Below are 24,639 nucleotides of genomic sequence, written 5' to 3'. Positions count from 1 at the left end.
GGAGCGGCGTGGGCCGTCCCTAGGATGAGCCCATGTCACTCCCGCACGCGATCCTCACCGCCCTGGTCGAAAAGCCGTCGTCGGGGCTGGAGCTGACCCGCCGGTTCGACAAGTCGATCGGCTACTTCTGGTCGGCGACGCACCAGCAGATCTACCGCGAGCTGGGAAGACTGGAGGCACAGGGGCTGATCCGCGCACTGCCCGCCCAGCAGCCCGCACGCGGGCAGAAGAAGAGCTACGAGGTCCTGCCCGCGGGCCGCGAGGAACTCGCCCGGTGGACCGCCACCCCGCAGGACCCGCGGCCCCTGCGGGACACGATGCTGCTGCGCCTGCGGGCCGCCGCGGTGGTCGGCACCGCCGGGATCGAGGCGGACCTGCGACGCCATCTGGAGCTGCACGAACGGCAGTTGGCCGAGTACGAGGAGATCGAGAAGCGCGACTTCCCGCCCGGCAAGGACAGCACCGAGGACCGGCTGCGGCACCTGGTGCTGCGCGCCGGCATCGACCTGGAGACCTTCTGGACCCAGTGGCTCCGGCACGCCCTGGCGGAGTGCGCGCAACTGCCCGGCGACGGCCCGGCGTGACGCCCGCGCGGCACGCTCAGAAGCGGTACGGCTTCGAACAGCGGCGCAGGAACCAGGCCGCGGCGATGACCCCGCCCCCCATCAGCGCACTGCCCACCACGAGGGTGACCGTGCCGTAGTCCTGGATAGCCCCGCCCACACCGCCCAGGACGCCGCGCGGGGACGCGGACGGCGAGGGGGAGGGGGATGCGGTGCGGCTCGGCGAGGGGGAGGGCGAGGACGCCGCGGACACGATGACCGTCTGGGAGCCCGCGGTGCTGTTGTTCGAGCAGACCACGACGACCGTGTAGGTGCCCGGGGAGATGCCCGACCACGCGGCGGACTGGCCCGCACTGGTCCCCGACAGCGCCACCTGGCGGCCCTCGGCGAAGCTGCCCTGGCTGCTGGTGAGCAGCGAGGCCGTGCCCCAGCTGCCGTTCAGCTGGGCGCACGCGGTGGTGGTGACCGACACCGTGCTGCCGGTGGTGCTCACCGAGATCCCCGGACCCGCGGCGGCCGGCCCCGCGGCCAGGGCGACGGGCAGCGCGGCGGCGGCTGCCACGGTCAGGCCGGAGCGGAGAAGTGGCGATGAGATGCGCATGTGGACTGCCCTCCGGCGGCACGGTTGGCGGACTTCCCTTGCGCCGCCGAGTTCGGATCGCCCGTGCTGCCCCCTCAGGGGCAGCCAACAGGGCTCCGAACGGGCCCGCATGCGGAGCGCGACCGCCCAGGTGACGCGCCTGCCGGCCGCCCGCGCGGCCGGGACGTCACCGTTGCCGGCCCGTCGTCACCGTCCGCTCCGCGGAGAAGCCGCCCCAGGTGCCGTCGGGCAGCCTGGCCCGCAGCCGCACCCGGTGCGTGACGCCGGCCTCCTGTCCGGCGTAGAAGCTGTACTCGGCGCGCTCGCGCGGAGCGTCGCCGCCGTACACGAGCGAGGTGGCCCTGCGGCCGTCCAGATGGATCTCGTACTCGGTGACCACACCGTCGGTGCGCGGCGGCACCCAGTCGAGGTCGATGTAGTACGCGCCGTCGGCGCGGTGGGTCGCGGCGCGCAGCCCGGTGGGCGCGGTGGCGCGGCCGTCGTCGGTGCCCGGGGTGGTGAGGCGGACGACGGCACTGGCGGGGGAGACGTTGTCGGCCGCGTCCCGCGCCCGGACGGTGAACACATAGCGGGTGCCCGGACGCAGGCCGGTGACGACGGCCGCGGTCTGGGCGCCGCCGACGCTGTGCACCTTGGTGTCGCCCTGGTAGACGTCGTACGACACGACGCCCCGGTCGTCCTTCGCCGCGGACCAGGTGAGCTGGACCGCCCGGCTGCCCGCAGCGCGCCCGTGCGCGCCGTCCGGCGGGGTGGGGGCGGAGGCGTCGGCGGCCGCGGCGGCCGGGGTCGTCGCCCGGACCTCCGCACTGTTCGGCCCGAGCCGCCCGTCCGCGTCGCGCGCCCGCACGGTGAAGACGTAGGCGGTCGACGGGCGGAGCCGGGTGACGTCGACCATGCGCTCGGCGGCCGGCACCTCCGTCACCTTGGTGGTGCCCCGGTAGACCTCGTAGGCCTCGACCCCGTCGACGGCGTTCCACATCACGTGCACGCTGGTCGCGCTGCCCGCCGCGGCGGTGACTCCCGTCGGCGCCCCGGGCGGGCGGCCGCTCCCGTCGTCGTCCGCGCCCCAGCCGCAGGAGGAGACCAGGGCGAGGGCGCCGCACAGCAGGGCGCAGCGGCGCAGGACGGACGGGCGTGCGACGGGGTGGGGGGTGGGGAGGGGAACGCCTCGCACGACTCTGCCTTTCGGGCGACCGGACGGCAATGGTCCGGACCAATATGCCCCCGTGACGCGATCACATCAAGAGGGTCGTCGGGCTCGATCACCCGGAAGGGTTACGTATCCTGGACGCCATGACGGTCCAACTCCCCTCATGTGCAGGGGAGTTGCGACCTGCCGTCGCGGACCGCTGTCGTCGCTGATCCCGCGCCGGCGCGGGCGGCCGAGCGGGCCCGAACCGGTACCGGACCCGGCCCGCCGGCCGCCCGTCGCGCACCCGGGTGTGCACCGTCTGGCCCTGTTCCGGTGGTCAGCGCGCGCGATCCGGGGACAGATGGGGCCGAGTGACGTCCATGCCCCCCAGGAGAGGCCACCACGTGCGTGTCCCGTCGCTGACACTGGCCGCGGCCAGCGCCGCCCTGCTCGCCCCCACGGCGTTCCCCGCAGCACCGCCGCCGCCCCGGCCGGGCGCGCAGCAGCTCCAGGTCCGGCCCGCCCCCGAGGGAGCCACCCGGTACCGGCCCGCCCTCGCGGACGCTCCCCTCTACCGGCCCGCGCTGGAGGACGCCTCCCGCCACCGGGCGGCGTCCGCGTCCGGGGCCGTGGCTCGCCTCAGGCCGCAGCACAGGGCCGGCTCCCGCTCCGCGACCCGACCCGTGCCCCGCCCGGACGCCGGTGCCCGGACCAGGGTCGGCACGGCGTCGGGACCCGTCCGCGCCGCCGACCTGCTGGCGAAGACCCGGGACTGCGACCCCGTCTCCCACGGCCGCTACCGCAGCGACGCGGGAGGCCGCGCGGACATCCCGGTCTGCGGCACCCGGGACGCCGTGTTCTGGAAGGCCGACCTCGACGTCGACTGCGACGGCAGGAGCGGCGACCGCTGCAACGCCGGCACCGACCCGCACTTCACGGCCGCCACGGCCTACACCGCTTCCGACGGCGGCCCGCTGGACGCGGAGAAACTGCCCTACGTCGTCGTCCCCCAGCCCAGCGACATCTGGGACCACCGGGCGGACGGCGTGCACGGCGGCTCGGTCGTGGCCCTCGTCCACGGGGACCGGGTGGGGTACGCGGTCGTCGGCGACATCGGGCCGCGCGACATCATCGGCGAGGCGTCCTACGCGGCCGCCGAGGCCCTCGGCGTCCCCGCCGACCCCAGCGGCGGCGGCGTCGCCTCCGGGGTGACGTACATCGTCTTCAAGGACACCGCGACCGAGCCCCTCGAGGACACGGCCGCCACCGAGCGGACGGGGGAGCGGCTGGCCCGGAAGTTCGCCGGCGGCGACTGAGCGGCCGGCGTGCAGGGGGCGGCGTGTCGCCGTCCCCCTCCCGCTCGCTACACCTTCCGGTAGGAGTACGCGTCCGCTGCCGCCGCCTCCACCGCCGCCAGGTCGGCGCCCGTCGCCGCCGTGACCACCGCCGCCACCGCGCCCTCGACGAACGGGGCGTCGATCAGCCGGGTGCCGTCCGGCAGTTCGTCCCCCTCGGCCAGCAGCGCCTTGACGGTGAGCACCGCACTGCCCAGATCGGCGAGCACGGCGACACCCGCACCCCGGTCCACGGCCGCGGCGGCGGCGGACACCAGCTCGGAGCTGGTGCCGAACCCGCCGGCCGCGGTGCCGCCCGCCGGAGCCACCGGCACCGCCGCGCCACCGCCCGACAGGGACTTCGCCAGCTCGGCCACGGAGGCCGCGACCTCCGCGCTGTGCGACACCAGTACGATCCCGACCAGCTTCTCGTCACTCACCGGACGCCTCCTCGAGCGCCTCGAACAGCAGCGCCGACGACGTGGCACCGGGGTCCTGGTGGCCGATGCTGCGCTCGCCCAGATAACTCGCCCTGCCCTTGCGCGCCTGCAACGGCGTCGTCGCCCTGGCCCCTTCCCCCGCGGCGGCGCGGGCCGCGGCGAAGGACTCGCCGAGGGCGTCCACGGCCGGCACCAGGGCGTCGACCATCGTCTTGTCGCCCGGTGCCGCGCCCCCGAGGGACCGCACCGCGTCAACCCCGGTCCGCAGCGCCTCGGCCAGCTGCTCCCCGCTCACCTCGGCCGCGTCGCCGAGCGCCTTTCCGGTGCGGCGCAGCAGCGTCCCGTACAACGGCCCCGAGGCACCGCCGACCGTCGAGATGAGCTGCCGCCCGGCGAGCGTCAGGACCGCGCCGGGAGTGCCGGGCGCCTCCTTCTCCAGCGTGGTCCGCACGGCCGTGAACCCGCGCTGGAGGTTGGTGCCGTGGTCCGCGTCGCCGATCGGCGAGTCGAGGGCGGTGAGCCGGTCCGCCTCACGGTCGACCAGCGCGGCGGTCGCCGTCATCCAACGGCGGAAGAAGTCGGCGTCGAGCACGGGCTCTCCTTGCCTGGTAGGTGTGTTCCGGTCCGTTCCCCGTCCAGCCTCACATGCCCCACCGCAGACCCGGCGTGCGCACCGGCGCGTCCCACAGCCCGAGCAGCTCCTCGTCGATCTCGCAGAGGGTGACCGAGGCGCCCGCCATGTCGAGGGAGGTCACGTAGTTGCCGACGAGGGTGCGGGCGACGGCGACACCGCGCTCGCCGAGCACGCGCTGCACCTCGGCGTTGAAGCCGTACAGCTCCAGCAGCGGCGTGGCGCCCATGCCGTTGACGAGGACCAGAACGGGATTGCTGGGGGCGAGGTCGGTCAGTACCGCGTCCACGGCTGCCTCGGCGATCTCGCCCGAGGTCATCATCGGCCGCCGCTCCCGGCCGGGCTCCCCGTGGATGCCGATGCCCAGCTCCAGCTCGCCGGCGGGCAGGTCGAAGGTGGGGGTGCCCTTGGCCGGCGTCGTGACGGCGCTGAGGGCGACGCCGAAACTGCGGGAGCTCTCGTTGACCCGCCGGGCGACGGCCGCCACGTGCTCCAGCGGGCGGCCCTCCTCCGCGGCGGCGCCCGCGATCTTCTCCACGAACAGCGTGGCGCCGGTGCCGCGCCGCCCCGCCGTGTACAGGCTGTCCGTCACCGCCACGTCGTCGTTGACGAGCACCTTCGCGACCTGGATGCCCTCGTCCTCGGCCAGTTCGGCGGCCATGTCGAAGTTGAGCACGTCACCGGTGTAGTTCTTGACGACGAACAGCACTCCGGCCCCGCTGTCCACGGCGGCCGCGGCGCGCAGCATCTGGTCCGGCACCGGCGAGGTGAACACCTCGCCCGGACAGGCCGCCGACAGCATCCCGGGCCCCACGAACCCGCCGTGCAGCGGCTCGTGCCCCGACCCGCCGCCGGACACCAGGGCGACCTTCCCGGCCACGGGCGCGTCCCGCCGCACGATCACCCGGTTCTCGACGTCCACGGTCAGCTCGGGATGGGCGGCCGCCACACCCCGCAGCGCGTCCGCGACCACGGTCTCCGGCACGTTGATGAGCATCTTCACGGGTACCTCCTGGGGAGACGGGCAGGCGGGGTCAGATCCATTCTTTTCGCTTGAACAAATGATAGAGAAGTGCGACCAGGGCGAGCATCACGGCGATGGCCACGGGATAGGAATGGCTCCAGCGGAGTTCGGGCATATGCTCAAAATTCATGCCATAGATGCCTGCGATCACGGTCGGCACCACGGCCATGGCGGCCCAAGCGGAAATCTTCCGCATGTCGTCGTTCTGCCGGACGCCCATCTGGGCCAGATGCGCGGAGAGGATATCGGAGACGAGCCGGTCCAGGGCGTCCACGGACTCGTTGACCCGCGTGAGATGGCCGTCCACGTTCCGGAAGAAGGGGCGTCCCGCCTCCTGGACGAGGGGCACTTTCGTGCCCAGCGGTCCGGCGCCGGCGAGCTCGCTGAGCGGCTGGGTCAAAGGACTGGCGGCCCGCTGGAACTCCAGAATCTGGCGTTTGAAAAGGTAAATGCGTGACGCGGTACGCCGAGAGTCCGCCTTCGTCGCGGAAAAGACCTCCGCCTCCAGTTCCTCCAGGTCGACCAGCAATTTCGTCGCCACGTCCAGATAGTGGTCGACCACGGTGTCCGCGACCGCGTACACGACCGCCACGGGACCCTTCCGGAGCATGTCCGGATCACCCTCGAGGCGTTTTCGCACATCGTCCAGCCGAGACCCCTCTCCGTGCCGGACGGCGATGAGGTAGTGGCCGCCGAGGAACAGCATGATCTCGCCGCTGGTCACGGTGTCGGTGTCCTCGTCGTACGTCACCGGCTTGAGCACCAGGAAGAGCGAGTCCTCGAAGATCTCCAGTTTGGGCCGCTGGTGTGCCTTCACGGCATCCCCCACGGCCAGCGGATGCAGTCCGAACACCTCCCCGACCCGGCCGAGTTCCTGCTGGTCGGGCTCGTGCAGCTCCAGCCAGACGAACCCTCCCTCGGTCCGCGCGGAACGGAGCGCCTCCGGGAGCTCCGCCCGGCCGGGCGCCCGGCGGCCGTCGCGGTAGACGGCGCAATCGGTGATCACTGGGCTTACCTACTCCTTCTCCCGCGTGCGCCGGCCCGAGCGGGTCCGTCGCCTGCCCTGCCCGCAGAGCACGGTCCTGGCCATCGAACCGCCGGTCGGGCTCCGGCGCACGTCGGTCGCGCGCGCCGAGGCGGCGGGGCCGTGGCCGGGCGCACCGTGCCCGCCGGTGTGACTTAAGGTGTCGACATGAGCACACAAGGTGACGCCGGGTCGGGGCCGGGCGGACCTCCCCGCCAGCTTCTCGACCCGAGGGTCGGCTCCTCGCGGGGTCCCGGGGCCGGCGGGTCCACGTTCACCGTGATCGTGGCAGCCGCCGCCAACTTCGGGGTCGCCCTGGCCAAGGCCGTCGCGGGTGTCCTCAGCGGTTCCAGCGCGATGCTGGCCGAGGCGGGGCACTCCGTCGCCGACACGGTCACCGAACTGCTCCTGCTGATCGCCCTCAAGCGCAGCAAGAAGCCCGCGGACGCCGAGCACCCGCTCGGACACGGTCCCGAGCGGTACATCTGGGCGCTCCTCGCGTCCGTGGCGACGTTCGTCGGCGGCGGTGTCTTCGCCGTGTACGACGGCATCAGGGCACTCACGCACGGGGGAGAGCCCGGCGATCCGCTGATCTCCTACATCGTGCTCGCGGTCGCCTTCGTCCTGGAGGGTCTCTCACTGCGCACGGGCGTCAAGCAGGCCGCCGGAAGGGCGAGGCACTTCCGCGTCCCCCTGCTGCGCTACCTCGAGCACACACCGGACACGGCCGTCAAAGCGGTCGTCATGGAGGACACGGCGGCCCTCGTGGGCCTCGTACTGGCCGCGCTCGGACTGCTCGGCGGGCAGCTCACCGGCTCCGGCGTGTGGGACGGCATCGCCTCCATCCTCATCGGACTGCTGCTCGTCGTCGTCGCGTGGGTGCTCGGCCGGTCCAACACCGAACTCCTCGTCGGCCGCGCCCTTCCCGCACCCTTGCGGGACGCCGTGCGCCGGGAGCTGACGGCGGTCCCGCACATCCAGGACGTGCTGGAGCTGACGACGCTGGTGCAGGGCCCGGGAGAGATCCTCATCGCGGCCAAGGTCGACTTCCACGACACCGCCACGTCGGAGCAGGTCGAACGGGCCTGCGAGGAGGCGGAGTCACGTCTCAGAGCGCTGATCCCGGCCGTCGGACGCGTCTACCTCGATCCGACACCGCCGCGGAACACCGACTGAGCGTCCGGGACCTCGCTCGAATCGAGGCTTTCGCCGGGGGGCGCTACGGTGTTCGAGGGGGGTGCCCATGAGGGACCGGGACACGCCCTGTTCGGTGATCAGACCTCCGCGACGGGAGCCCGGTCTCCACCTGCCCGACCTGCAGGAGGAATCATGACCAACCCCGAGCAAGACCCCGACCGGCGAGAAGGCCCCGCTGACGGTGGCGCCGCCGGGACGCCCGGCGTCCACGACGGCGGCGCCGACGGTGGTGCGGAGGGTCCCGCGGACGGTGGTGCGGCCGGGACGCCGGGTGTGCATGACGGTGGGGCCGATGGTGGTGCGGAGGGTCCCGCGGACGGTGGTGCGGCCGGGACGCCGGGTGTGCATGACGGTGGGGCCGATGGTGGTGCGGAGGGTCCCGCGGACGGTGGTGCCGCCGGGACGCCCGGCGTCCACGACGGCGGCGCCGACGGCGGGGCGGGCGAGTCCCCCGACGGCGCTTGAGTACCTCCCCGTGCGGATCTCAGCGCCGCGGCCCCGCGACAGCGGACGCCGGGGCGCTGAACCGCCTGACCGACCTGGGCCGGGACGCATTCGCCCGTGACGTCTGGGCGCGGACGGCCCTGCACACACGGCGAGCGGACGACTTCTCCGACCTGTTCTCCGCCGGCGCCGTGGACGAACTCGTCGCGCGCCGCGGACTGCGTACGCCGTTCCTCCGCATGGCGAAGGACGGTTCCACCCTTCCCGACGCGTCGTTCACCGCGTCCGCCGGCGTCGGAGCCACCATCTCCGACCAGCTCGACGACACCGCCGTGTGGCGTGCCTTCGCCGACGGCGCCACCCTCGTACTGCAGGCCCTCCACCGCACGTGGGAGCCGGTCGGCGGCTTCGTCGCCGCGCTCGCGGCGGAACTCGGCCACCCCGTGCAGGCCAACGCCTACGTCACCCCGCCGCAGAACCGCGGGTTCGACGACCACTACGACGTCCACGACGTCTTCGTCCTACAGATCGAGGGCACCAAACGCTGGCTCGTCCACGAGCCGGTGCACCCCGACCCGCTGCGCGACCAGCCCTGGACCGACCGCCGCTCCGCCGTCGCCGAGGCGGCGCGGGGCGAGGCCCGCATCGACACGGTGCTCGAGCCCGGCGACACCCTCTACCTGCCGCGCGGGTGGCTGCACTCCGCCCGGGCGCAGGGCACGGTCTCGATCCATCTGACGCTGGGCGTCCACACCTGGACCCGGTACGCGCTCGCCGAACACCTCGCACGGTCGGCCCTCGCGGCGCTGCGCGACGACCCCCGCATGCGCACCACCCTGCCGCTGGGGATCGGGGAGCCGGACGACGAGATCGGCACCGTCCGGGACCTCCTCGCCGCCGCCGTCGCCGAGGCGGACCCCGCGCCGCTGTTCCACCGGGCCCGGCGCGGACAGGGACGGCCGGCGCCGCTGGGACCGCTCGCCCAGCTCGACGCCGTCGACGGGCTCGGTCCCGGCTCGGAGGTACGGCTCCGCGACGGGCTGGAGGCGCGGCTGGAGGGCCGGCGCCTGCTCACCCGCGTCGGCTGGCTGGACTTCGCCCAGGACGAACTGGCGTCCGTCGCTCTCGTCCTGGACGGGAAACCACACAGGTCCGGCGAGCTCGGCCTGGGGCTCGCCGGACGGCTGCTGCGGGCCGGCGTCGTGGTGCCCGCCGCACCGTGAGGTCCCCGGTGGCAGGGTCGGGCCCCTTCTTCTGCTCCGACGCCGCCCGCGTCCGCGGCGACCCGATCGCGGGTACGGCGCCGTACGGCGACGTCTGGGTCCTCGTCGAGCACCGGGGAGGCTGGCCCTCCAACGGGTTCGACGGCCTCGACCTGGACCCCGCCGTCAAGGCACGCGTCTACCGCGCCGCCCAGGCCGTGCGGGCGCGGGTGCTCCTGGTGAGGCGGCACGGCCGCCGGGCTCCGTCGGGGCCCGCCCCGCGCTGGGCCGTACTGCGCTACGACGGTTCCGGGGTCCACCGACAGCACTGGGGCACGTGGAACGCGGACACGGACCTGGTCGGGATCGTGGACGCCCTCGACGCCCCGGGAGACGCCGGCCTGCCGCCCGTCGTCCTCGTGTGCGCGCACGGTCAGCACGACCCGTGCTGCGCGATGCGCGGACGGCCCGTGGCGCGTGCGCTGAGCGAGCGCTGGCCGGACCTGGTGTGGGAGTGCGCGCACGTCGGCGGCGACCGGTTCGCCGCGAACGTCGTCGTCGCGCCCGACGGCGTCTACTACGGCGGCCTGGACGCCAGGTCGTCCGTCGCGGCCATCGACGCGCATCTGGCCGGGCGGATCCGCGCCGAGCACCTGCGCGGGTACACGGACCTGTTCCCCCCGCAGCAAGCCGCAGTCGCGGCCGTGCTCGGACGCGCGGGGCCCGCGGGCCGGCACGACTACGCGGTCACCGGGACGACCCGGGACGGCGACCGCTGGCGGATCCGCGTCGCGGGCCGCCCGCCCCGGGACGCGTCGTTCGACGTCGAGGTACGGGCGTACCGCACGCCGGCCACCCGGCTGACGTGCCGCGGGGCGGCGCGGAGTTCGGCCGTGGTCTACGAGGTCACCTCGGTCCGTCCGGGGTGAACCGTCGCGCGTCCGGCACCCGAGATGCGGTACGCACCACGGTGTCGCAGGCTGGAGCATCATGGACAACGACCGTATCGCGGACATCTGGGGACCGAGCACCCCGTACACGGCGGGGTCGCCGTGGCCCCGTCGCGTGGACCAGTTCCTGGCCGACGGCCTGACCGACGCCGACGTCGACACCTGGGTGCGCGGCGCGTGCCTGCTGTGCTCCAACGGCTGCGGCCTGGAGGTGGCCGTCCGGGACGGCCGCATGGTGGGCGTCCGCGGACGCGCCGAGGACCGGATCAACCACGGACGCCTGGGACCCAAGGGGCTCTACGGGTGGCAGGGCGAGCAGCACGACCGGCTCACCACGCCGCTGATCCGCGAGGGCGGGCGGCTGGTCGAGACCGACTGGGAGACCGCCATGACCCGGGTGGTCGAGCGCTCACGTGCCCTGCTGGACAGCAAGGGCCCGCTCAGCCACGCGTTCTACACCTCCGGCCAGCTGACCATCGAGGAGTACTACACGCTGGCCGTGATCGGCAAAGCGGGCATCGGCACCCCGCACATGGACGGCAACACCCGTCTGTGCACGGCCACAGCGGCCTCCGCCTTCCAGGAGAGCTTCGGCTCGGACGGGCAGCCCGGCTCCTACTCCGACGTCGACAGCTGCGACGCGCTGTTCCTGTTCGGGCACAACGTCGCCGAGACCCAGAGCGTGCTGTGGGCCCGGATGCTCGACCGGCTGGACGCCGCCGGCCCGCCGCGGCTGGTCTGCGTCGACCCGCGGCGGACCAAGGTCGCCGAACGGGCGACCGTCCATCTGCCGATCCGCAACGGCACCAACCTCGCTCTGATGAACGCCCTGGTCCACGAGCTGATCGCCCACGGCTGGGTGGACCGTGACTACGTCGACGCCCACACGGTCGGTTTCGAACAGCTCGACGAACTGACCCGCCCGGCGACACCGGAGTGGGCCGCCGGTATCTGCGGCGTCCCCGCCGACGACATCCGTGCCGCCGCCGAGATCTTCGGCACGAGCGAACGGGTGGTCTCGACCTGTTCGATGGGCTTCTACCAGTCCCACCAGGCCACCGCCGCCTCCTGCCAGGTCAACAACCTGCACCTGCTGCGCGGCATGCTCGGCCGCCCCGGAGCCGGCGTCCTCCAGATGAACGGCCAGCCCTCCGCGGAGAACAACCGCGAGGCCGGGTGCGGCCCCGCGCTCCCCGGCTTCCGCAACTGGGACAACCCCGAGCACGTGCGCGAGCTGGCCGAACTGTGGAACGTCGACCCCATGACCATTCCGCACTGGTCGCCTCCCACCAACACCAACGAGATCTTCCGCTACGCCGAGCAGGGCTCCGTCGGCTTCCTGTGGATCGCGGGCACCAACCCGGCGGTGTCGATGCCGGACCTCGCCCGGATCCGCCGGATCCTCTCCGGCGACCAGTGCTTCGTCGTGGTCTCCGACGGATACCGCAACGAGACCACCGAACTCGCCGACGTGGTGCTGCCCGCGGCGCTGTGGGCGGAGAAGACCGGCACGTTCACCAACGTCGACCGCACCGTCCACCTCCAGGAGAAGGCCGTCGAGCCACCCGGTCTGGCCCGGGGCGACCAGGCCGTCTTCACCGACTACGCCCGTCGCCTCGGCCTGACCGACAAGGACGGCCGCCCACTGCCGGCCTGGGACACCCCGGAAGAGGCCTTCGAGGCGTGGAAGGCGGCGAGCGCCGGACGCCCCTGCGACTACAGCGGGCTGACCTACCGGAAGCTGCACGACGTCGGCGGCATCCAGTGGCCCTGCACCGAGCAGGCACCCGAGGGCACCGAACGGCTCTACACCGACGGCGTGTTCAACACCGACGCAGACATGTGCGAGACCTACGGCCACGACCTGGCCACCGGCGCACCGGTCGGCGAGACCGCCTACCGGGCGCGCCGCGTCGACGGCCGCGCCATCCTGAAGACGGCCGCCTACGAGCACGCCTTCGAGGAACCCGACGACACGTACCCCCTGCGGCTGACCACCGGCCGTACCGTCTACCACTGGCACACCCGGACCAAGACCCGCCGCAGCCGGCAGCTCGACGCCGCCGCCCCCTCCATGTGGGTCGAGCTCTCCGAACCCGACGCCGAACGGCTCGGCGTCGCCGAAGGCGACCTCGTACGCGTCACCTCCCGCAGGGGCAGCATCGAGGCACCGGCCCGCATCTCGCACATCCGGGAAGGCGTCGTCTTCGCACCGTGGCACTACGGCGACAGCGGCACCGCCGCCAACGAACTCACCCTCACCGGCTGGGACCCCGTCTCCAAACAACCGGAGCTCAAGGTCGCCGCCGTATCGGTCGAACGGATCGCGGCCGGGGACGGGCCCGCACCGGCGCCCGTCCACACGGCCTCCGCGCCGGTCCGCCCCCTCGACGCGGTCCGCGACTGAAGGGCACCACACCATGCATCTCGTGACCTACCTGGACTTCCAGCACACCAGCGAAGCCACCCTGGGCAGCAGCTTCACGGTCGTCTCCGAGGGCCACACGGCGGACGCGGACGTCCACTGGGCCGCCGCCCGCTTCGCCCGTCAGTGCGCCGCCCACAGCGAGGCGCTCGGCCCCGTCCTGGCCCGCCTCGACGCTCCCGACGAGCCCGTACCCGAACGCCTCCACGTCCAGGGCATCACCACCGTCCGGCCGGGACCCGCGGGGCTCCTGCGCGACCTGCTGGACCTGTACCAGCTCGTCAACCTCGTCGACATCACCTGGCACCTCGTCACCCAGGCGGGCAGCGCCCTGCGCGACCACGAACTCCTCCGGGCCGCCGGCACCTGCTCGGCCGAGACCACTGCCCAACTCGACTGGCTGCGCATGCGCATGAAGTCCGCCGCCCCCCAGACGCTGCTCGTGGCCACCTGACCCCGGACGGGGAAGCGCCGACGGGGCTCACACCGTCCAGTGGTGGCGGGCACGGGCCATGTCCACGCGCGCCCCGCGCATCGGCGTCCCCTCGTCACGCAGGAGGGCGGGCGCCCGCCCTCCGTGGCAGGAGGGCGGCGTGCCGTCCGCGTACACGACCCGCCACCAGGGCACGTTCTCGTCCAGCAGACTCATGGCCCGCCCGACCTGGCGCGCACCGGCACCGACCCGCCGACCGACATCACCGTAGGAGGCGACGGCACCCGCGGGGATCGAGCACACTGCTTCCCGGACGTCGTCGACGTAGGTCACGGGCACCTCCGGGTCGGGCGGCCACCGGCGCCTACACCTTGGTCAGTGCCGCGCCCTTGTGCATGGCGATGTGGTCGGTCCTGTCGCTCTTGATCTCGTACTGCGGGTCGTCCTCGGAGCAGTGACGCGTATAGCCCTTGAACTCCACATCATGCGTGTGCTTCTTGATGATGACGCCTTCGACGTACCCGGCCTCGGAGTTCCAGCGCACGTGGTCTCCCACGGAAAAGTCGTCTGCCATGCGGAATCCTCTCTGGTTCAGCCCTCGGCGGCGGCCTCTTGGAGGTCCTGGTGGGTGTGCTCCATGACCTCGCCCATGTCGGCGGTCGCGGGGTCGAGCTCCGCCGCACGCGGCGCCACCTGCCGCAGGCAGTCCGTCGTCGCCAGAGCGAGGCCGACCGCCTTCTCCTGCTGCCCGTCACCGAGCAGTTCCTCGACGGCGAAGGACAGACCGGCCAGGGTCTCGTCGTCGGTCTCCGGTACCAGGTGGTCCCGCAGACCCGCCGGGTACGGGTCCCGCTCCCGGTACTCGCGCAGGGCCGTGACGACGGCCGGGTCCTCGCTGTACCGGTCGAGGAGTCCCATCAGGACGTACAGCCGTGCCGTCAGGCGCGGCAGGCCGGGGTACCCGTCCAGCCAGGTGATGAGCTCGCGCCGCCCGCCGAGGTGGTCGATGAAGCGGGTCATGGCCTCGGCGAGCGTGTTCGACTGGGACCAGTGGGCCGGAAGCTGCCGTGCCACCTGCCGCGCCAGCTCCTCCTGTCCCGCCGGGGGGAGTGTTCCGGCCTCGAAGGCGGTGACCAGCCCCTGGTCCACGCCGAAACCGGCGGGTGCGGACGTCCCCGCCACGGCGTGCGACACGTCACGCCGGATGCGCAGCAGCTCGTCGCCGACCTTGCTCAGCGGCTTCTCCCTCACGGCTTCCTCCCAGTCCTCGGCGTGCCTCCCACACCCTGACGTCCCGCTCGGCCGGGCGCGCGCCGGCAGGACCATGTGGACTAGGCAGTGCCCGCGTACGGGGTGTCGTCGGCCGGGCGGACGGGCTCCAGGCGGACCACGACGCCCTTGGAGGTGGGACAGTTGCTGATGTCTGCGACGCTGTCCAGCGGGACCAGCACATTGGTCTCGGGGTAGTACGAGGCGGCGGAACCGCGGCTGGTGGGGTAGGCGACGACCCGGAAGCCGTCGGCGCGGCGCTCCGTCCCGTCGTGCCAGACGCCGACCAGGTCCACCTCGTCGCGGTCGGCGAGGCCGAGGGCGTCGAGGTCGTCCGGGTTGACCAGCACGACCCTGCGGGCGTTGTGGATGCCCCGGTAGCGGTCGTTCGGAGCATAGGGAACGGTGTTCCACTGGTCGTGCGAACGCAGGGTCTGCAGGAGCAGGTGGCCCTCCGGGACGTGCGGCGTGGTGAACTCGTTGCAGGTGAAGACGGCCTTGCCGCTGGGCGTCGGGAAGACCCTCTCGTCGACGGGGTTGAGCAGCCGGAAACCCCCGGGCCGGGCCACACGGGCGTTGAAGTCCTCGAAGCCCGGCACGACCCGGGAGATCCGGTCGCGGATCGTGCCGTAGTCCGCCTCGAACTCCTCCCACGGCAGCGGCGGGGTGCCGCCGAGGGTCCTGCGGGCCAGCCGGCTGACGATCGCCACCTCGCTGAGCAGGTGCGGAGAGGCCGGCGGCAGCTTCCCCCGGGAGGCGTGCACCTCGCTCATCGAGTCCTCGACGGTGATGAACTGCTCACCGGTCGCCTGGACGTCGCGGTCGCTGCGGCCGAGGGTCGGCAGGATGAGGGCCGTGTCGCCGCACACGGTGTGCGAGCGGTTGAGCTTGGTGGATATGTGCGCGGTGAGCCGGCAGCCGCGCATGGCCGCCTCGGTGAGCGTGCTGTCGGGCGCCGCCCGGACGAAGTTGCCGGCGACACCGAGGAACACCTTGGCCCGGCCCTCGCGCATGGCCCGGATGCCGTCGACCGCGTCCACACCGTGATGCGCGGGCGGGGTGAAGCCGAACTCCCGCTCCAGAGAGTCCAGGAACGCCTTCGGCATCCTCTCCCACACCCCCATGGTGCGGTCGCCCTGCACATTGCTGTGGCCGCGCACGGGACACGCGCCGGCGCCCGGACGGCCGAGATTGCCGCGGAGCATCAGGAAGTTGATGACCTCACGGATGGAGGGCACCCCGTGCTTGTGCTGGGTCAGGCCCATCGCCCAGCACACGACGACGCTCCGGCTCGCGAGGACCCGGTCGACGACGCCCTCGATCTCCTCGCGGGACAGCCCGGTCGCCCCGAGAGTGTCCTCCCACGTGGACTTCCGCGTGTGGACGGCGAATTCCTCGAAGCCGGTCGTGTGGTTCCGGATGAAGCGGTGGTCGAGCACGGTGCCCGGAGCGGCGTCCTCGGCCTCCAGCAGCAGCCGGTTGAGGGCCTGGAAGAGGGCGAGGTCGCCGCCGGCCCGGATGTGCAGGAACTGGTCGGCGATCTGTGTGCCGCGTCCGATCACGCCGCGCGGGCGCTGCGGGTGCTTGAAGCGCAGCAGCCCCGCCTCCGGCAGGGTGTTGACGGCGACCACCTGTCCGCCGTTGCGCTTGGTCTCCTCGAGGGCGGAGAGCATCCGCGGGTGATTGGTGCCAGGGTTCTGCCCGACGACGAAGACCAGGTCGGAGTGGTGGATGTCGTCCAGCGTGACGGTGCCCTTGCCGGTGCCCAGGGTCTCCGTCATGGCGGATCCGCTGGACTCGTGGCACATGTTGGAGCAGTCGGGCAGGTTGTTGGTGCCGTACGCGCGGGCGAAGAGCTGGAGCAGGAAGGCCGCCTCGTTGTTCAGCCGGCCCGAGACGTAGAAGAGGGCCTCGTCCGGGGAGTCCAGTCCCTGGAGCTCCCGGGCGACGAGGCCGAACGCCTCGTCCCATCCGATGGGCTCGTAGTGCGTCGCGCCGGGCCGCTTCACCATGGGCTCGGTGAGCCGCCCCTGCTGGTTGAGCCAGTAGTCCGACTTCGCGTCCAGCTCGGCGACCGAGTACCGGCGGAAGAAGTCCCGGGTGACGCGCCGCGAGGTGGCCTCGTCGTTGATGTGCTTCGCGCCGTTCTCGCAGTACTCGTTCATGTGCCGCTTGCCCGGCGCGGGTTCGGGCCAGGCGCAGCCCGGGCAGTCGATGCCCTCGGCCTGGTTGATGTTCAGCAGCGTCAGGGCGGTGCGGCGCACCGACGTCTGCCCCAGGGAGTACTCCAGCGCGTGGGTCACCGCGGGCACCCCGGTCGCCCAGGTCTTGGGCGGGGTGACGCGAAGGTCGTCGTCGGGGTCCTCGATGCCGCTCATGTTCGCTATGCCTCTTCCGTGGTGGCCCCTGCGCGGGGCCGGTCCCGTCTCCGGGGGTTCCCCGCACCGCATGCACTCGCTGTGCGCGGAAGCAGCTTTCATCTCCGCCCGGAAACTGTCAAAGAGGTCATTTCGATGAGGCGATAAGAGGCGCTTATCAGTCCCGCGCGGTCGTCCCCTCCCGCGTGTGGACGTACAGGCGGCGCCGGTCGCCGACGTCGACCGGCTGTGGCAGGGGAAGCTCGTAGCGCACCGGGCGGGTGTGGTCGGCCAGTTGCCGGCGGGGGTTGTAGACCTGGTTGAACTTCCACAGCATGCGGGCGAAGTTGGTCTGCCCGTGCAGCAGGTTGCGGCCGAGGACGCGGGCCGCGCCGAAGGCGGTGCGCAGGCCCAGGTGCTTGCGGTTGATCACTGCCTGGGTGCGCACCAGCTCCTCGTAGAAGCGCTCCAGGGGCAGCGCGGTCGGGACCACGGCGTGCTGGATGTCGAAGAGGCGGTAGTCGCGGGTGGTGAGCCGGCGCGACTCCGTGTGCCAGATCTCCGTGCCCGGGTACGGGGTCATCACCGTGAAGTGGACGATCTCCGGCACCGAGAGCGCGAACTCCCGGACGATCCGGAAGCGCTCCTCGTCCCACGCCGGGTCGACGATCAGGTTGATGGCGACCTGGATGCCCATGCGGCGGGCCGTCTCCAGGGCGCGGATGTTCTCGTCCGGGCTGATCCGCTTGCGGAACAGGTCCAGCCCCTCCGCGTCGATGGCCTCCATGCCCAGGAACATGTAGCGCAGCCCCAGCCGCGCCCACCGTTCGAAGACCTCGGGGTGGCGCAGCAGCACGTCGCTGCGCGTCTCCAGGTAGTACTGCTTGCGGATGCCGCGCCGCTCCACCTCGGCCGCGATGGCGTTGCCGTGGTCGGGCTTGATGAAGGCCACGTCGTCGACGATGAAGACGTTGGGTTCCCGGATCCGCGCCAGGTCCTCGGCCGCCGCCTCGGGGGAGGCCTTGCGGTAGCTGCGGCCGTAGAAGGTCCAGGCGGAGCAGAACGAGCAGTCCCAGGGGCAGCCGCGGGTGAACTCGATGGAGGCGCACGGGTCCAGTTCGCCGATGAAGTAGCGGCGGCGGTTGCGCATCAGGTCGCGGGCCGGGAGCGGGGAGTCGATGCCGTGCATCATCAGCGGCGCCGGCCCCCGCCCGGCGGCGGTGATGATGCCGGGGACGCCGTCCACCCCGCCGTCGCGCACCGCCTCCAGCAGGGGCGCCATGGCTGGTTCGCCCTCGCCCCGGACCACCGCGTCCACCGCTCCGGCCGCCTGGGCGAGCACGTCCTCGGCGACGAAGGAGACGCTGTGCCCGCCGAAGAAGACGAAGCAGTCCGGGACCTCCCGCTTGATCTTCCCGGCCAGGCCGATCGCCTCGGGGATGTTCGCCAGGTAGTTCAGCGAGAAGCCGACGGCCTGCGGGCGGAACGAGCGGACCTCGTCGCGCAGCCGCGCGACCGGGAGCACCTGGAGGTCCACGACCCGGACCTCGTGCCCCGCCTCGCGGGCGGCGCCGGCCACCCGTTCCAGGCCGAGGGGCTCCAGCCGCAGGAAGATCTCCGAGTACATCAGGGCGCTGGGGTGGACGAGCAGCACGCGCATGGTCACCTCGTCGCGGGGGCTGGGCGAACCGGAACGGAGGGGAACCGGACGGGCACGACCTCTCCTTCCTAACCCGCCCGCCCCGGCCCCGCACGCCCGTACCGCCGTCCGGTGGCCCGGCGGCGGAACGGCACCCGGCCGGACCGACCGCACGCCGGGTCCACGGCCCGGCCCGCCTCGGGGCGCCGACTCGGCCGCCGTCCGCCCGGCCACCGAAGGGGGGCGCCGGAAGGATCCCGGCGTGTCGAGACACCCGCGGGGGGGCACTGGAGGACGGTGGCGGCGGCCCCGGCCGACCGGTGACGGCCGCTCGCGGCGGCCGCCGCGGCGGCCACGGTGAGCGGGGCGTGACCGGCCAGCAGCCACGAGCCCACGTTCATCGGCGAGGTGGGTTTGAAGACGCGCAGCATGTTGAGGAACCGGGAGGGCCGGCCCAGGTCGTGCACCAGCCCGCCCAGCGACAGCGAGACGGCGCCCGCCGCGCCCAGCTTCGCCGTCCGGGCCGGCCCTGCATGCCCCGTGGCGTGCGCGCCCGCCGCCAGCAGCGAGGAGGCGCCCGCGAGCCCGCCCGGCCAGAGGTTGCCCGCGATGTCGGGGGCCGCCCAGCGCGGCTTGTTCAGCACCGGCCTGCCGTAGTACGAGGAGACTCGGCGTCCGGCGCCATCGGTTGCTCGCCCCGGACGCCGCCGGCGCCGGCGGCGTCCGGCGTGCGCCCCCGTCGGGGCCTCGCGTCCGGGGCGGGCGCCCGGGACGGCGTCGCGGGTGACCTCCGAGCCGGTCATGGGGCCTCCTGGCGAATCCGGCGGCGGCCAGCGCGGCGAGCGAGACGGCGGCCACCGCCGCGTGCCGCCACATCGAGGGCAGGTCCCGGGTGGTGACCACCCCGGTCAGGCGACGCCGGGGCCGGTGATCCGCCTGCCGTCCTCGTCGTAGGGCCAGACGTTGGTGGTGCAGCCGTGCAGTCCCTTGATCTGCTGCATCATCACCGGCGCCGGCCGCCCCGCTCCCGGGCACCCCTCGTGACCGTGGCCCAGGAAGTGCCCGACCTCGTGGTTGATGATCAGCGCCCGGTACGCGGTGACGTCGCCGGCGTAGTACCGCGTGGCCAGCAGCCACCGCTTGAGGTTGACCATGACGTCCTGGCCGACGTTGCAGTTGACCTCGCCGCCCGTGTCCAGGCCGTACTGTCCGCAGATGTCGTCCACCGTGCCCGCCGTGGCGAGCCGCACCCGGAAATCGGCCGCGCCGCCGGACACCCGGCGGAACCCCACCTCGCCGTCGGCCGTCCAGCCCCGGTCGTCCGCGAGGATCCGCTCGACCTCGGCGGCGACGTCCCGCGCCCGCAGCCCGATGCCGTCCTCGACCTGGACGACATAGGCCAGCGTGCGTCCGCTCCCGCCCACCCGGTCGCCGCCGCCCGCGGCCGTGGTGAACGTCCCCGGACCCGAATCCGGGATCGAGGCGGTGCCGCCCGAGCCGTCCGGCGCGGCCGCCGGCTCGTCCTCGGGCTGGTCCTCAGCCGTGGCGCCCGGCGTCGCGGGCCCTCCGGCCGGGGAGGAGGGCCGGGGCTCCACCGTCGTGACGGGACCCGCGGCGCCGGCCGGAGGGCCTGAGGCGGAGGTGCTCTCCCGCACGGCCAGCCCTCCGGCGAGCAGCACGACGGCGGCCATGAGGCCCGCCCACAGGGCCGGTGCCCGCCGGCCCCGGCCGCGGCGGGCCCGTCTCCCGCCCCGGCTCCGGCGGTCCGGGCCGGCGGACGGTGAGGGCGTCGATCGGTGCGCGTTCATGATCAGGCAGCGTGGCCGCGCCGTGTGATCGCCGCTGGACCGCTTGTGGACCGTCCTGTAACAGCCGCCCACCCGTGCGCGAACACCCGTTCGCCCCGACGCATACTGAGACCCATGCCACGGGTCCTGATCATCGAAGACGACCGCGCCGTCCGGGAGGGCGTCCGCCTCGCCCTGCGCCGCCAGGGACACGAGGTCGCAGCCGCCGCGACCGGCGAGGACGGACTGCGCGAACTGCGGTCGTTCCGGCCCGACGCCGTCGTCCTCGACCTGATGCTGCCCGGCATGTCCGGACTGGAGGTGTGCCGCCGCATCCGCGACCACGACCAGGTGCCCATCATCATGGCCACCGCGCGCGGCGACGACACCGACGTCGTCGTCGGCCTCGAGGCCGGAGCGGACGACTACGTGGTCAAGCCCGTCCGCGCCCGCGTCCTGGACGCACGCATCCGGGCGGTGCTGCGCCGCGCCGGCGGCCCGCCCGACGACCACGGCGGCCCGCGCACCGAGCAGCACGGCGACCTGACCATCGACCGCGCCGGACTCACCGTCACCCACCAGGGGCGGCCCGTCGCCCTCGCGCCGTCCGAACTGCGGCTGCTGCTCACCCTGTCCGCCTCGCCCGGCCAGGTGTTCAGCCGCCAGCAGCTGCTGGAAGCCGTGTGGGAGCACAACTACCACGGGGACGCACGGCTCGTGGACGCCTGTGTCAAACGGCTCCGGTCCAAGATCGGCGAGCCCGCGGACCGGCCGCGGCACATCCACACCGTGCGCGGCTTCGGCTACCGCTTCGGACCCCGGTGAGGGCGGTGAAGCTGCTGCGCGCCCTGGGCGGGCTGCGGGTGCGCCTGGTGATGGCCTTCGCCTTCGTCGCCGCCGCGGCCACGGTGACCACGGGCGCGCTGACCTTCCGCGAGGCACGCACCGGCATCCTCCAGCAGAGCCAGGACACGGTGATCGAGGACTTCCGGGACCGGGTCAACACCCTGGTGCCCAACTACCGTTTCCCGCCCGACCGTTCCGTCCTGGAGTCGCTCGCCGCCGACGTGGCCCGCGGCGGACGCTCCCAGAACTGGCGGGTGCTGGCCGCCTACCGGACGCTGAGCGCGACCTCCGTCCCCGGCGACGCCTTCCGCGAACTCTCCCGGGGCATGCGCGAGTCGGTGCGCTCGCGCCGCGCCACGGTCTTCCAGCGGGTGACCGGCGACGGCCGCTCCTCCCTCGTCGTCGGCATGCCCGTCACCTTCGCCGGCCCCTACGCCACCACGGAGCCCGCGTCCGGGCTCGAGGTCTACCTCACCGTCCCCCAGAACGAGGAACAGGGCTACGTCGACGCCCTGGTCACCGCCATCGAACGCGCCACCGTGCCCGCCCTCGCCCTGGCCGTCGTCCTCGCCCTGCTGGCCGCGCGCGGCGTGCTGCGCCCGGTCCGGGAGTTGCGCCGGGCGACCCGCAGCATCGCCGAGGGCCGCCTCGACACCCGGCTCGCCGTGCAGGGCACCGACGAACTCGCCGAGCTCTCCCGCACCTTCAACGAGACCGCCGAGGCGCTGGAGGGATCGGTCGCCGAACTGCGGCGCATGGAGGCCGGCGCCCGGCGCTTCGCCGCGGACGTCTCCCACGAGCTGCGCACCCCGCTGGCGGCGATGACGGCGGTCACCGACGTGCTGGACGAGGACGCCGCGGGACTGGACGAAGACACCGCGACGGCCGTGCGCCTCATCAGCGAGGAGACCACCAAACTGGCCGACCTGGTGAACGACCTGATGGAGATCTCCCGGTTCGACGCGGGCGCCGCCGCCCTCCACCTCGACGACATCGACCTCGCCGAATCGGTACGCCGCACCCTCGCCACCCGGGGCTGGACCCACACGGTGGAGACCGACCTCCCGGAACCGGACACCCTGCGCGGCCGTGCCGACCCGCGCCGTCTCGACGTCGTCGTCGCCAACCTCGTCGCGAACGCCCTCCGGCACGGCCGTCCCCCCGTGCACCTGCGCCTGTACCGACGCGACGCCCCCGAAGCGGGCGCCCAGGCGGTCGTCGAGGTCCGCGACAGCGGCGACGGCATCCCCGAAGACGTCCTGCCGCACGTCTTCGACCGCTTCTACAAGTCGGACACCGCCCGGGTCCGCAGCGAGGGCAGCGGGCTCGGACTGGCCATCACCGCGGAGAACGTCCGCCTGCACGGCGGCACCGTACGCGCGGCCGGCCACCCGGACGGCGGCGCCGTCTTCACGGTCGTCCTGCCGCTGCGCCAGGACGGCACGGAGGACCGGACGGCCGACCCGGAGAAGGAGGACCGCGCATGAACGCCCGGCGCACGCTGCCCGCCCTGCTGACGGCGGCCCTCGCCCTGTCCGCCTGCGACATCCCCGCCACCGGAGTCGTCGAGGCCGGCGAACCCGCCACCGGCGTCCGCGAACCGCCGGGCGCCACCGAGGCGCCGCAGGAGCCGCGGGCCCTGCCGTTCACGACGGTCCCGCTGTACTTCGTCTCCGACGGCTCCCTGGTCGCCGTGCCCCGCACGCTGTCCGGCGGCGCGGAGCTCGGCGGCACGGTGCTGATGCTGTTCAAGGGCCCCGGCCCCGGAGAACGGGAGCGGGGGCTGACGACCGAGCTGCCGCCGGCCGGCGCCGCGCCCACCATCCGGACCGACGGGGCGACCGTCACCGTCGAACTCCCGCCGGACGCCGCCGGACTGAGCGACACGGCGGTCGACCAGCTGGCCTGCACGGTCGCCGGCGCCCGGCTGCGCCAGGACCCGGAACTGGGCAGCGTGCAGGTGACCGTGGAACAGCCCGGCGGACGGCTGGCCGGACGGTCCGGCGACGACTGCCCGGACATGGCGAGCCCCGCACCGTCCGCCACCGTCCCGCCCGCGACCGTTCCCACCGACACCCCGCCCACCGGCTGACCGCCCGCCGGTGGCACCGTGTCCGGCGTGAGGGAACCGGAGACGACGAGGAGAGCGGACATGCCGACGAGCGACCACACGGACGACACGCAAGCGCTGCGGGGCGTGCGGATCGCGGACTTCTCCCGCGTGCTGGCCGGACCGTACGCGACGATGCTCCTCGCCGACCTGGGCGCCGAGGTCGTCAAGGTCGAGCGGCCCGGCACCGGTGACGACACCCGTTCCTGGCTCCCGCCCGCCGACGCCCACGGGACCTCCACGTACTTCCTGGGCGTCAACCGCAACAAGCGGTCCGTCGCCCTCGACCTGACCACCGACGAGGGACGCGGACGCGCCAGGACACTGATCGCCCGCTCGGACGTCGTGGTGGAGAACTTCCGCCCCGGCACCATGGAGAAGCTCGGCCTCGGCCCCGAGGAACTCCTCGCCGCCGACCCGCGGCTCGTCTACTGCTCCGTCACCGGCTTCGGCGCCGGCGCCGGCGCGGCACTGCCCGGCTACGACCTCCTGGTGCAGGCGGTGGGCGGGCTGATGAGCGTCACGGGGGAGCCCGACGGGGAACCTCTCAAGACCGGCGTCGCCCTCGTCGACGTCGTCACCGGACTGCACGCCGTCGTCGGCATCCTCGCCGCGCTGCGCCACCGGGAGCGGACCGGCAGGGGACAGCACGTCGAGGTCAGCCTGCTCGGCTCCCTGCTGTCGGCCATGGCCAACCAGTCCTCCGGCTACGTCTCCGCCGGCGTCGTCCCCGGACGGCTCGGCAACGCCCACCCGAGCATCGCCCCCTACGAGACCTTCCCCACCGCCGACCGCCCGATCGCCCTCGCGGTCGGCAACGACCGGCAGTTCGCCGCGCTGGCCGCGCTGCTGGGACGGCCGGAACTCGCCGACGACGCACGCTTCCGCACCAACCCCGACCGCGTCGCCCACCGCGGCGCACTCCGCCCGCTCCTGACGGAGTTGCTGCGCACCCGCACCGCCGACCACTGGGCCGGCGTCCTGCCCGCCGCCGGAGTCCCGGCCGGGCCCGTCAACGCCCTCGACGAGGCCTTCGAGTACGCCGGACGGCTGGGCGTCGAGGCCGTCGTGGACGTCGGCGGTACCCGCCAGGTGGCCCACCCGATCCGTCTCGCGGCGACACCGGCGCAGTATCTGCTCGCACCGCCTGAGCTGGGCGAACACACCGGGGAGGTGTTCGGCGCCGACGAGCGGGGCGATGCCTGACGCGCCCTCGGCGTGGCCCTGCGAC

24 protein-coding genes are annotated in these 24,639 nt (G+C 73.4%); 11 read left to right on the top strand and 13 right to left on the bottom strand.

Translation table 11 applies throughout. The features are described 5' to 3' along the window. The first annotated feature begins 32 nt into the window (after positions 1 to 32). The gene (locus AB0E77_RS27510) at positions 33 to 584 is read left to right on the top strand and encodes a PadR family transcriptional regulator (RefSeq protein WP_361575401.1); all 552 of its coding nucleotides are present in this window, start codon (positions 33 to 35) and stop codon (positions 582 to 584) included. 16 nt (positions 585 to 600) lie between these two features. Here the strand turns inward: AB0E77_RS27510 and AB0E77_RS27505 are convergent, their stop codons facing one another. After that, positions 601 to 1,164 (bottom strand): hypothetical protein, encoded by a 564-nt coding sequence (locus AB0E77_RS27505; protein WP_361575398.1) that lies wholly within the window; start codon positions 1,162 to 1,164, stop codon positions 601 to 603. Between the two features lie 166 nt (positions 1,165 to 1,330). Continuing rightward, entirely contained in the window at positions 1,331 to 2,269 is a 939-nt protein-coding gene (locus AB0E77_RS27500) for a fibronectin type III domain-containing protein (RefSeq protein WP_361575517.1), read from the bottom strand. A gap of 431 nt (positions 2,270 to 2,700) precedes the next feature. Between AB0E77_RS27500 and AB0E77_RS27495 the strand changes: the two genes are divergently transcribed. Next, the gene (locus AB0E77_RS27495) at positions 2,701 to 3,612 is read left to right on the top strand and encodes a glycoside hydrolase family 75 protein (RefSeq protein WP_361575395.1); all 912 of its coding nucleotides are present in this window, start codon (positions 2,701 to 2,703) and stop codon (positions 3,610 to 3,612) included. A gap of 47 nt (positions 3,613 to 3,659) precedes the next feature. Here the strand turns inward: AB0E77_RS27495 and AB0E77_RS27490 are convergent, their stop codons facing one another. From AB0E77_RS27490 to AB0E77_RS27475, 4 genes are read right to left on the bottom strand one after another with little or no spacing between them, the layout of a single operon-like run. Further along, on the bottom strand, positions 3,660 to 4,070 hold the full coding sequence (locus AB0E77_RS27490) for a PTS fructose transporter subunit IIA (RefSeq protein ID WP_361575392.1): 411 nt from the start codon (positions 4,068 to 4,070) through the stop codon (positions 3,660 to 3,662). Continuing rightward, entirely contained in the window at positions 4,063 to 4,662 is a 600-nt protein-coding gene (gene dhaL / locus AB0E77_RS27485; RefSeq protein WP_361575389.1) for a dihydroxyacetone kinase subunit DhaL, read from the bottom strand. Before dhaL ends, AB0E77_RS27490 begins: the two co-directional genes overlap by 8 nt. A 49-nt stretch (positions 4,663 to 4,711) precedes the next feature. Next, positions 4,712 to 5,704, bottom strand: coding sequence for a dihydroxyacetone kinase subunit DhaK (gene dhaK, locus AB0E77_RS27480; protein WP_361575386.1), 993 nt, complete (start codon positions 5,702 to 5,704; stop codon positions 4,712 to 4,714). Between the two features lie 31 nt (positions 5,705 to 5,735). Further along, on the bottom strand, positions 5,736 to 6,731 hold the full coding sequence (locus tag AB0E77_RS27475; RefSeq protein ID WP_361575383.1) for a magnesium and cobalt transport protein CorA: 996 nt from the start codon (positions 6,729 to 6,731) through the stop codon (positions 5,736 to 5,738). Positions 6,732 to 6,917: 186 nt separating this feature from the next. Here AB0E77_RS27475 and AB0E77_RS27470 point away from each other — a divergent pair, with 186 nt between their 5' ends. From AB0E77_RS27470 to AB0E77_RS27450, 5 genes are all read left to right on the top strand, one after another. After that, the gene (locus AB0E77_RS27470) at positions 6,918 to 7,925 is read left to right on the top strand and encodes a cation diffusion facilitator family transporter (protein WP_361575380.1); all 1,008 of its coding nucleotides are present in this window, start codon (positions 6,918 to 6,920) and stop codon (positions 7,923 to 7,925) included. A gap of 482 nt (positions 7,926 to 8,407) precedes the next feature. Continuing rightward, positions 8,408 to 9,613 carry a cupin domain-containing protein gene (locus AB0E77_RS27465; RefSeq protein ID WP_361575377.1) on the top strand — a complete coding sequence of 402 codons (1,206 nt, stop codon included), beginning with the start codon at positions 8,408 to 8,410 and terminating at the stop codon, positions 9,611 to 9,613. Between the two features lie 8 nt (positions 9,614 to 9,621). Further along, on the top strand, positions 9,622 to 10,521 hold the full coding sequence (locus AB0E77_RS27460) for a sucrase ferredoxin (RefSeq protein WP_361575374.1): 900 nt from the start codon (positions 9,622 to 9,624) through the stop codon (positions 10,519 to 10,521). Between the two features lie 61 nt (positions 10,522 to 10,582). Continuing rightward, entirely contained in the window at positions 10,583 to 12,949 is a 2,367-nt protein-coding gene (locus AB0E77_RS27455; RefSeq protein WP_361575372.1) for a nitrate reductase, read from the top strand. 13 nt (positions 12,950 to 12,962) lie between these two features. Continuing rightward, positions 12,963 to 13,421, top strand: coding sequence for a hypothetical protein (locus AB0E77_RS27450; RefSeq protein WP_361575369.1), 459 nt, complete (start codon positions 12,963 to 12,965; stop codon positions 13,419 to 13,421). A 27-nt stretch (positions 13,422 to 13,448) separates the two neighbouring features. Here AB0E77_RS27450 and AB0E77_RS27445 read toward each other — a convergent pair whose 3' ends face one another. The 7 genes from AB0E77_RS27445 to AB0E77_RS27415 form a co-directional block, all read right to left on the bottom strand. Further along, entirely contained in the window at positions 13,449 to 13,733 is a 285-nt protein-coding gene (locus AB0E77_RS27445; protein WP_361575366.1) for an MGMT family protein, read from the bottom strand. Between the two features lie 31 nt (positions 13,734 to 13,764). Further along, complete coding sequence (locus AB0E77_RS27440; RefSeq protein WP_361575363.1) at positions 13,765 to 13,974, bottom strand: DUF2945 domain-containing protein; 210 nt, start codon at positions 13,972 to 13,974, stop codon at positions 13,765 to 13,767. Positions 13,975 to 13,991: 17 nt separating this feature from the next. Then, positions 13,992 to 14,651: a hypothetical protein gene (locus AB0E77_RS27435; protein WP_361575361.1), complete on the bottom strand. Its 660-nt coding sequence runs from the start codon at positions 14,649 to 14,651 to the stop codon at positions 13,992 to 13,994. Positions 14,652 to 14,731: 80 nt separating this feature from the next. After that, positions 14,732 to 17,047: an FdhF/YdeP family oxidoreductase gene (locus tag AB0E77_RS27430; RefSeq protein WP_361575358.1), complete on the bottom strand. Its 2,316-nt coding sequence runs from the start codon at positions 17,045 to 17,047 to the stop codon at positions 14,732 to 14,734. 157 nt (positions 17,048 to 17,204) lie between these two features. After that, on the bottom strand, positions 17,205 to 18,686 hold the full coding sequence (hpnR, locus tag AB0E77_RS27425; protein ID WP_361575355.1) for a hopanoid C-3 methylase HpnR: 1,482 nt from the start codon (positions 18,684 to 18,686) through the stop codon (positions 17,205 to 17,207). Positions 18,687 to 18,754: 68 nt separating this feature from the next. Further along, complete coding sequence (nrfD, locus tag AB0E77_RS27420; protein WP_361575353.1) at positions 18,755 to 19,468, bottom strand: NrfD/PsrC family molybdoenzyme membrane anchor subunit; 714 nt, start codon at positions 19,466 to 19,468, stop codon at positions 18,755 to 18,757. A gap of 105 nt (positions 19,469 to 19,573) precedes the next feature. Further along, positions 19,574 to 20,473 carry a DUF3152 domain-containing protein gene (locus AB0E77_RS27415; protein WP_361575350.1) on the bottom strand — a complete coding sequence of 300 codons (900 nt, stop codon included), beginning with the start codon at positions 20,471 to 20,473 and terminating at the stop codon, positions 19,574 to 19,576. A 114-nt stretch (positions 20,474 to 20,587) separates the two neighbouring features. On the opposite strand from AB0E77_RS27415, the gene AB0E77_RS27410 reads away from it, so the two are divergent. From AB0E77_RS27410 to AB0E77_RS27395, 4 genes are read left to right on the top strand one after another with little or no spacing between them, the layout of a single operon-like run. Beyond that, positions 20,588 to 21,277 (top strand): response regulator transcription factor, encoded by a 690-nt coding sequence (locus AB0E77_RS27410; RefSeq protein ID WP_361575348.1) that lies wholly within the window; start codon positions 20,588 to 20,590, stop codon positions 21,275 to 21,277. 50 nt (positions 21,278 to 21,327) lie between these two features. Next, on the top strand, positions 21,328 to 22,785 hold the full coding sequence (locus AB0E77_RS27405; RefSeq protein WP_361575514.1) for a HAMP domain-containing sensor histidine kinase: 1,458 nt from the start codon (positions 21,328 to 21,330) through the stop codon (positions 22,783 to 22,785). Next, a complete protein-coding gene (locus AB0E77_RS27400) occupies positions 22,782 to 23,390 on the top strand; it encodes a hypothetical protein (protein ID WP_361575345.1) in 609 nt (202 codons plus the stop codon). The genes AB0E77_RS27405 and AB0E77_RS27400 overlap by 4 nt, the downstream gene beginning before the upstream one ends. Positions 23,391 to 23,450: 60 nt before the next feature. Further along, entirely contained in the window at positions 23,451 to 24,614 is a 1,164-nt protein-coding gene (locus AB0E77_RS27395) for a CoA transferase (protein WP_361575342.1), read from the top strand. The last annotated feature ends 25 nt before the right edge of the window (positions 24,615 to 24,639 follow it).

Origin of the sequence: Streptomyces sp. NPDC032940 (assembly GCF_040636935.1) — a bacterium.
In the GTDB taxonomy this organism is placed as follows: Bacteria; Actinomycetota; Actinomycetes; order Streptomycetales; family Streptomycetaceae; genus Streptomyces.
The sequence above is the reverse complement of the archived record's forward strand: the minus strand, read 5'-3'. Positions and strand labels throughout refer to the sequence as shown.